Source organism: Deltaproteobacteria bacterium (assembly GCA_030654105.1).
Taxonomy (GTDB): Bacteria; Desulfobacterota; SM23-61; order SM23-61; family SM23-61; genus JAHJQK01.
Genome location: JAURYC010000145.1, coordinates 1 through 4,922, shown reverse-complemented (window position 1 = coordinate 4,922; position 4,922 = coordinate 1). Strand labels below are relative to the sequence as shown.

Below are 4,922 nucleotides of genomic sequence, written 5' to 3'. Positions count from 1 at the left end.
ATAAATTCAGCATGACACTCACCCTTGACTTCAAGTGGAATATTCCTGATTCAGTCTCTGGTTTCAATTTTATCTCTTTAAACTCTCCCTGGCGATGACGGCAGCTCCCAGGGCCGCAGTCATATGAGGATTTGGGGGTATGAGGATATTGTGCCCTCTGATCTCCTTGAGGGCTTGAACAAGGCCTGCATCTCTTGCTCCGCCTCCAACCATGGCTACATCCTGCTCCACACCTATTCTCTCGGCCAGACTGTTGATCTGGGCCGCCAGGGCTCTGTGCAAGCCTGCCAGAAGGTCTTCTTTTGTGACTTCTTGGGAGAGTCGGGAAATCGCCTCCGTTTCTGCGAAAACGGCGCATCCGGTGTTAAACTCGACTCTCTTTTTTGATTTTAAAGATAACTCACCCATCTCATCCACCTTGACCTGAAGAACCTTAGCAATGACCTGAAGAATCCTGCCGCTTCCTCCCGCACATTTACCGCTCAATATAAAGCTGTGCACACTTCCATGACCATCCGTGCGGAGGACCTTTGTGTAAAGATCTCCTACGTCAATGACGGTCCTCACCGTGGGAAGCAGAGAAGAGATGCCCTTCGCAAGGCAGACGATATCCGATTTGATTTCATCCGCGAAGATGACCAGTTTGGACCCATATCCCGTAGCGACCGTCCTTGAGATATTATCCCTTGACCTCCCGGCCTGAGAAAGTAACTCCTCTTTCATCTTCTCGGCTGTCAGCTTGAAATCTCCTCCGGAGGCGCACTCACAAGACCCAAGAGGGCCCTGATCACCGAGGGCAACCCCTTTGGATTGGGCCGAACCGATATCGATCCCTAATACAAAAACCATTTTTCTCCTAAGCGAATGAAACGAATAAAAGCGAATTCATCGAATGATTCGGCAAACTCGGTGTCATTCGTGCCATTCATATTATAGATAACACAAATCCTGACCCCCCTCAAACCAAATTAATACCCCCTGGTGGAGTAAACCCCATTAGAAATTCCAGCGGGGCATTATTTCTAACGGGGTAAATCTCCAATTTCCCTAACGATGAAGAGGCCATCCTGAAGTATTTTGGAGATCCGAAAGGGGAAACTAAGATTGCCATTGAATCTATGGGCTCCTGGTACTGGATATATGGTCTTCTTGTGTGAAAAGGATTTGCAGTAGTGTTTCCCCATCCTTTGAAGACGAAAGCCATTGCTTCGGCAGTCTATCCAATTGACAGATCTCACCTACTGCTGTTCATTTTTGTACATCAGACGGACTCTCAGTCGGGGACTCAGCACAGCACAGTTCGCCCTTCATTCTGAAAGGCAACCGCCGTTGTTCCGCCGGCCCATTGCCCATGCGATGTCCTCTCCGATCGTCCCTTCATACCGTTCGGGCCTTTGTGCGCTTGCATTACAGCTCAGCCTATCTGTTTCTCCGCCTTTAAGCCTCCGGAGTGCCTCACTAGCCTCGCCTGCAAACGAAAATTCAATTCCACTCGTAACACGTGTCCGCCTAACGTGCCGCATCAGCAGCGGCGGGCCTGGCCAGTCACGGTGAACCCGATCGTCACCCCTGCGCCCGCCGGTTGCTGCATGCGGAAGTTATGTGGCTTCCGACATACGCAAGTACTCCATACTCTCCGTGGCACCTACCGATCCGAGGGACCGCTCCCTTTCTCCAGTCGTTGAGACCTTTTGTAGAAATTTTCCCAAATTACAATTTGAGAAAGGGGAGCATAAAATGAAAAAGCCAACCTTTTCTGGTTGGCGGCGGATTCAATTACCTTTGATTTTATCTTTTGGGTTAGGGCTTCATGCCTTTCCCTCAGAAATCTGTATATTTCCTTACGGGTTAGCTTGCCCCTGGCCCCTGAAGGCCAACTGGCAAAAGAGACTACTTTCACTTTCCCCCTTTTTTTCTCTCCCTCTTTTTTAAAAGCTTCAATTTTCGCTCCGAGAAAAAAGCCAACCGTTATGGCTGGCTCTGATTTTGTCTATGAGAGGGAGAAAATATCCAAGCCTTCCACCATCTCGTAATGCCGCCGGTTATTGGTAAGAAGGGTTAGGTTGTAATAGAGGCAGGTGGAAGCAATCAAAAGGTCAAAGTCACTGATGGTTTTCTTCCGCTGTCTTAACCTACCCCGTTCCCTACCGAAAACTTTGCCGATCTCCTGATCGATATTTAGCACCTTTAAATCCGGAGCCAGAAATTCCTCTAAAAGCTGCTGACTTTTAACAGGGTCTTTGGAATAATAAACACCTTCATAAACCTCTGCTAAGAAATTACACTTATGGCCGCTCCTTCAGGGGCTAATTCTTCTAACTTTCTGACCACTCTATCCTGACCCTTCAGATGATCAATTATCCAATCCGTATCGATTAAGTATTTCATAGTTTAACCCCTGGCCTGGTAATAATGAGGCGATCGTTGTATATATTTCTCTTTAATTCGTCACAATCAATTAGATTTTTCCAGCCTCCGGCCGTTGCTTTTAAAGCCTCCAAAAAACTTTTCTTTCCCATTCTGGAAGGAGTTTCCAGAATGCTAATGGTAATTTCTTCTCCTTCCCCGATCTCTATCTTTTCTAAAGGTTCAATCACTCCCTTAGAAAATTTTGCCTTGATAGTCTTTGCCATTTTTATCCCTCCTTCGATTTTTGAGTTATGACCTCTCATAGACCTTTTCCCCTCCCCATTTTCATTTTAGGGGATAGGATGGCAACTGTCAACATATCCACTGGATCACTCCAGATGATAGTTTTTCCCTTCGGGACAATATCACCCCCCTTTTCCCAATCTTCCCACCCCTTATGCTGAAGATAAGCCAACCAAAGGCAATTCAATCAGTACCTTAACAATCTAAAGGAGGGAGTGAAAATCGATGAGGATCGTGATTTATGAAACGCTGGAATTTCTCAGGCGCGTTTTGAAAGGAAAGAAGTTCCGCCTGGACTGCGGCCATCATTGGACACCGTTCCATCCCTGGACCAACACGGCAGTGCTCCTGGCCGATGGCCGGGTGATCTGCCATAACTGCTACCTGTAGAGAAGGAGGGGTGATGAGAGTACGAATCATTCATTCTAAAAACCTGAGCTCCGAATGTTGGTATGTCCAAGCCTGGGGTTTGGCATATTGCCGGAAGTGCTGTCGCAAAAACAGCAAAAAGTGCGGAGGAAAAAGAATTAGACAAACCGGCCAAAATCTCTTGGGCAAAAGGGTGCCCATAGATTAGGAGGATCGTATGTTAAAAGTCCATAGCCTTTGTCTGCCTTATTTTTCTCAAGATATGGTGAGCATCTTTCTTCTTGATGGAAGCAAAATCAGCATGCCACCTTCCCAGTTCAAAGATGTCACCTCAGAGGGAGGAAGATTTCATCAGTTTTATACCTTCCAGATCGGAGGTGATGAAAATGCTCTCAAAAGAAATGGAAAAATGGTTGAGGGCTCTTGGGATAGCCAAAATTCTTTCTGAGGACCACGGGTATCACTGTCTCTATCTTGAAGACATACAAAACTTTATATGGAGGAAATCTATGTACAGCCCAAAGATAAGAGAGGATCTAATTCCGAAGATTTATCAAGTGGCCAAAGCCAAACGGATCAAAATGACGACCCTGGTTAATGAGATCTTAGAGAAAGTGCTAAACGGAGGTGATGGGCTTGAGGCAAGGGAAGCTTTATCAAACAGTAAAGAGTCTGATCTTTCGAAGGAGGATGGTGAAAACACTAAATGAGGTTGAAGATGACATCAGGCATTCTCTATTGAGCAAGGGGAAGGAGGAAATGATTAGTGGAGGCTTCAAGATCTCGATCCAGAGAGACGGCCAAGTTGAGATTACCGAACTACCACCATTGAACCTGAAACAGCTGGAACTACCTCTAAAACAATCAGAAGGATCAAAGGAAGGAGAAGACTCATGAGACTACAGACTTTAATTGAAGAATTGGAAAAGCAAAGGCCTATGAAGTGGGATCAAAAGATTGATTCGGCGAAATTGAAGATGGCTTTGTCCAGCGGCCAAGTAAGAATTCAAATCAATGGAAAGGATGATTCCTATTCCGTCACTAAACCTCGCCATGATCAGATTGCCGAGAGGCTTGACATCCCGATTAAGTATTATTCCAAGATGGAAAATGAGGCTCCCGGTCTTCTAGCCGAGAACGTGAATACCTGGATAAGAGAGAAGCCAAGAGAGGTTTTTATTCGGGGCCTTGGGGATTCAGTCCGAGCTTTTCTCAGCGATAGGTACCGGGTGATTGATCACCTGGACGTCCTTTATTGCGCTTTAAATGAACTCCAAGCACATGAGGCGGAAGTGGAGGATTGTTATTGTCAGATTCATCAAACCTTTGGCAATTAAGGGACGCCTCTAACCCCGCTTCATTATCTATAGTAACTCACGCAGGATTCAGGTTAACCTTAATGACTTAAGTATTTCAGCCAGTTTTGGTTCTACCTTTGCAAACTCCTTTAATGCCCTTTCGAGCAAATCTCCCCTTTCCTCCAGCTCTTTATTTTTCTTAATGGCAGGGGCAAGGGCAGTCCTTCTATCCCAGATGACAAATCCAATAAGTATTCCCATCCCACCAAAAAGAATCCCAAAACCCCATAGTATAAGCGTATAAAGGTTATCAAACTGCCTCTGGGTACTTATCTTCAGGTCATCTATCTGCCTCTGGAGGGATTTTTGGCCTTCATCAACCTTTGTTTCAAGCCTTATCAGCCTGTCCCTGTCCTCCTGGGTAAAGGAGACATCTCTGGCATAAGCAGATAGGGCATTACCCATGATCGCCATCACGACCAGGATAAGAAGTATCTTCTTCATAAACAACCTTCCCCCGTCTCTGTCTTTTGATAAAAGGTAACAGAATAAATACCTTTTGTCAAAACAAAAAAGGGAGGCAATGTGCCTCTCCCCTTTTTA

7 protein-coding genes and 1 pseudogene are annotated in these 4,922 nt (G+C 45.8%); 4 read left to right on the top strand and 4 right to left on the bottom strand.

Translation table 11 applies throughout. The features are described from left to right. Positions 1-69: 69 nt before the first annotated feature. The 3 genes and pseudogenes from Q7V48_05960 to Q7V48_05950 all read right to left on the bottom strand — a co-directional run bounded on the left by Q7V48_05960 (position 70) and on the right by Q7V48_05950 (position 2,633). Positions 70-849 (bottom strand): acyl-CoA dehydratase activase, encoded by a 780-nt coding sequence (locus tag Q7V48_05960; protein ID MDO9210280.1) that lies wholly within the window; start codon positions 847-849, stop codon positions 70-72. A 1,141-nt stretch (positions 850-1,990) separates the two neighbouring features. Further along, positions 1,991-2,215: pseudogene (locus tag Q7V48_05955) on the bottom strand (type II toxin-antitoxin system VapC family toxin). A 169-nt stretch (positions 2,216-2,384) separates the two neighbouring features. Next, positions 2,385-2,633 carry a DUF104 domain-containing protein gene (locus Q7V48_05950; protein MDO9210279.1) on the bottom strand — a complete coding sequence of 83 codons (249 nt, stop codon included), beginning with the start codon at positions 2,631-2,633 and terminating at the stop codon, positions 2,385-2,387. Positions 2,634-2,877: 244 nt separating this feature from the next. Between Q7V48_05950 and Q7V48_05945 the strand changes: the two genes are divergently transcribed. The 4 genes from Q7V48_05945 (at position 2,878) to Q7V48_05930 (ending at position 4,358) form a co-directional block, all read left to right on the top strand. Further along, positions 2,878-3,042 (top strand): hypothetical protein, encoded by a 165-nt coding sequence (locus Q7V48_05945; protein ID MDO9210278.1) that lies wholly within the window; start codon positions 2,878-2,880, stop codon positions 3,040-3,042. Positions 3,043-3,305: 263 nt separating this feature from the next. Further along, positions 3,306-3,731 carry a hypothetical protein gene (locus Q7V48_05940; GenBank protein MDO9210277.1) on the top strand — a complete coding sequence of 142 codons (426 nt, stop codon included), beginning with the start codon at positions 3,306-3,308 and terminating at the stop codon, positions 3,729-3,731. Beyond that, a complete protein-coding gene (locus tag Q7V48_05935) occupies positions 3,712-3,918 on the top strand; it encodes a hypothetical protein (protein ID MDO9210276.1) in 207 nt (68 codons plus the stop codon). Before Q7V48_05940 ends, Q7V48_05935 begins: the two co-directional genes overlap by 20 nt. Then, on the top strand, positions 3,915-4,358 hold the full coding sequence (locus Q7V48_05930) for a hypothetical protein (GenBank protein MDO9210275.1): 444 nt from the start codon (positions 3,915-3,917) through the stop codon (positions 4,356-4,358). The genes Q7V48_05935 and Q7V48_05930 overlap by 4 nt, the downstream gene beginning before the upstream one ends. Before the next feature lie 48 nt (positions 4,359-4,406). On the opposite strand, the gene Q7V48_05925 is transcribed toward Q7V48_05930, so the two are convergent. Continuing rightward, the gene (locus Q7V48_05925; protein ID MDO9210274.1) at positions 4,407-4,823 is read right to left on the bottom strand and encodes a hypothetical protein; all 417 of its coding nucleotides are present in this window, start codon (positions 4,821-4,823) and stop codon (positions 4,407-4,409) included. Positions 4,824-4,922: the final 99 nt, after the last annotated feature.

Excerpts from the sequence above, each read along its gene's own strand:
- Q7V48_05960 (MDO9210280.1), bottom strand. The coding sequence starts at position 849 with ATGGTTTTTGTATTAGGGATCGATATCGGTTCGGCCCAATCCAAAGGG.
- Q7V48_05950 (MDO9210279.1), bottom strand. The coding sequence starts at position 2,633 with ATGGCAAAGACTATCAAGGCAAAATTTTCTAAGGGAGTGATTGAACCT.
- Q7V48_05945 (MDO9210278.1), top strand. The coding sequence starts at position 2,878 with ATGAGGATCGTGATTTATGAAACGCTGGAATTTCTCAGGCGCGTTTTG.
- Q7V48_05940 (MDO9210277.1), top strand. The coding sequence starts at position 3,306 with ATGGAAGCAAAATCAGCATGCCACCTTCCCAGTTCAAAGATGTCACCT.
- Q7V48_05935 (MDO9210276.1), top strand. The coding sequence starts at position 3,712 with ATGGTGAAAACACTAAATGAGGTTGAAGATGACATCAGGCATTCTCTA.
- Q7V48_05930 (MDO9210275.1), top strand. The coding sequence starts at position 3,915 with ATGAGACTACAGACTTTAATTGAAGAATTGGAAAAGCAAAGGCCTATG.
- Q7V48_05925 (MDO9210274.1), bottom strand. The coding sequence starts at position 4,823 with ATGAAGAAGATACTTCTTATCCTGGTCGTGATGGCGATCATGGGTAAT.